Raw genomic sequence first — 1,943 nt, 5'->3', positions numbered from 1 at the left:
GTGCGGGCCAGCAGGACGGCGACCGCCGCCGTACCGGCGGTGGAGGTGCGCAGCACGGAGCGGCCCAGGCGGTAGGGGTGGGCGCCGGCCTCGGCGAAGACCGCCAGTTCCTCCGGGGAGACACCGCCCTCCGGGCCGACCACCAGGACCACGGAACCGGCCTTCGGGAGCTCGGCCGTGGCCAGCGCCTCCGAAGGGGTGTCGCGGTCCTCGTGGAGCACCATCGCCAGGTCGGCGTCGGCCAGCAGCGCCGCGACCTGCTTGGTGGACATGGCTTCGGCCACCTCCGGGAAGCGCACCCGGCGGGACTGCTTGCCCGCCTCCCGGGCCGTGGCCCGCCACTTGGCGAGGGACTTGTTCCCGCGGTCGCCGCGCCACTGCGTGATGCAGCGCGAGGCCTGCCAGGGCACGATCGCGTCCACGCCCGTCTCGGTCATCGTCTCGACGGCCAGCTCGCCCCGGTCCCCCTTGGGAAGGGCCTGGACGACCGTGATCCGGACCGCCGGTTCCGGCTCCTCCGCGACGGTGTGCAGGTCCGTGACGACCAGCCGGTCCTTGCCCTCGGCGGCCTTGACCACGCCCTCCGCCCAGTGGCCGCGCCCGTCCGTGAGGACCACGTCCTCGCCCGGGTTCAGCCGTTTCACGGACACGGCGTGCCGACCCTCCGGCCCGTCCAGGACGAATTCCGGCCCCGCGGGGACCTCTTCCACCACGAAAACCGGGGCGGTCATGACGCACTCCTCATCTGCGTTGCCTTCAACGTGCGCTGCGCCTCGGCCAGTTCGGCCGCCAGCACCTCCACCAGCTCCCCCGCCGGCAGCGGCCGCGCCAGCCGGTGCCCCTGGCCCGCCCACAGGGCCATACCCTGCGCGTCCCCGGCCGCGGCGGCGGCCTTGCGCAGCCCCGAGGTCAGGTGGTGGACCTGCGGGTACGCGGCCGGGGCGTACGGCCCGTGCTCGCGCATGAAGCGGTTCACCAGTCCGCGCGCCGGCCGCCCGGAGAAGGCCCGGGTCAGCTCGGTGCGGACGAACAGCGGGTCCGTGAGCGCCTTCTTGTGCACGGGGTCCGCCCCGGATTCCGGGCAGGCCAGGAAGGCCGTCCCGAGCTGCGCCGACTCCGCGCCGGCCGCCAGCAGGGCCGCGATCTGCGAGCCCCGCATGACCCCGCCCGCCGCGATGATCGGGAGCGCCACGGCCTCCCGTACCTGCGCCACCAGCGCGAGGAGGCCCACGGTCGCCGTGCCGTCGATCTGCGGGTCGTCCCGGTGGGTGCCCTGGTGACCGCCGGCCTCGGCGCCCTGGACGCAGACCGCGTCGGCGCCCGCGTGCTGGGCACTGCGGGCCTCCTCCACGGAGGTCACCGTGACGACGGTGTACGTACCGGCCTTGCGCAGGGCGGCGAGGGCCGCGAAAGCGGGACAGCCGAAGGTGAACGAGACGACCGGGACCGGGTCTTCGAGGAGGATGGCGAGCTTGGCGTCGTAGCCGTCGTCGCTGGTGCCGATGATGTCCTCCTCGGCGAGCGAGATCTCGTACCAGCTCGCCTCACCGGCCAGCTGCCCGCGGTAGGCCTCCACGGCGGCCGGATCGACGTAACCGGTCTGCGGCATGAAGAGGTTGACACCGAAGCGGCGCCGGGTCAGCGCGCGCACCTGCTTGATCTCCTGGTACATCCCGTCCGCGGTCTTGTAGCCGCCGGCCAGGAAGCCCAGTCCGCCCGCCTCGCACACGGCGGCGGCGAGCACGGGGCAGGAGGCGCCGCCCGCCATGGGAGCCTGCACGATCGGGTACGGGGAGAGACCGTTCGGTGCCGTGGACATGGACTGCATCGTGCCACGTCCCGCGCAGGGGGCCGAATCATGGCATTCGCCTGGCATAGTCCGCTTCCCGACCGGCCCTGAGCCGTCGGAGAGCCCCATGGGACGAGCCCGGCCGGGGAATCCC

General features: G+C 73.8%; 2 protein-coding genes. Both read right to left on the bottom strand.

Annotation, left to right across the window (positions count from 1 at the left end):
- Positions 1-731, bottom strand: a 731-nt coding sequence (locus ACWGIU_RS36840; protein ID WP_453712429.1) for a 16S rRNA (uracil(1498)-N(3))-methyltransferase, incomplete at its 3' end; no start/stop codon positions are given.
- Positions 728-1,819, bottom strand: a complete 1,092-nt coding sequence (locus ACWGIU_RS36835) for a nitronate monooxygenase (RefSeq protein WP_453712428.1) — start codon at positions 1,817-1,819, stop codon at positions 728-730. The genes ACWGIU_RS36840 and ACWGIU_RS36835, both read right to left, overlap by 4 nt.
- Positions 1,820-1,943 lie beyond the last annotated feature (124 nt).

This window comes from Streptomyces sp. NPDC054840 (assembly GCF_053611065.1).
Note: the sequence above shows the minus strand (reverse complement) of the source record. Positions and strands in the feature narration are given on the sequence as shown.

What these genes read in the sequence shown, in the direction of transcription:
- ACWGIU_RS36835 (WP_453712428.1), bottom strand. Translation starts at nt 1,819, where the DNA reads ATGTCCACGGCACCGAACGGTCTCTCCCCGTACCCGATCGTGCAGGCT.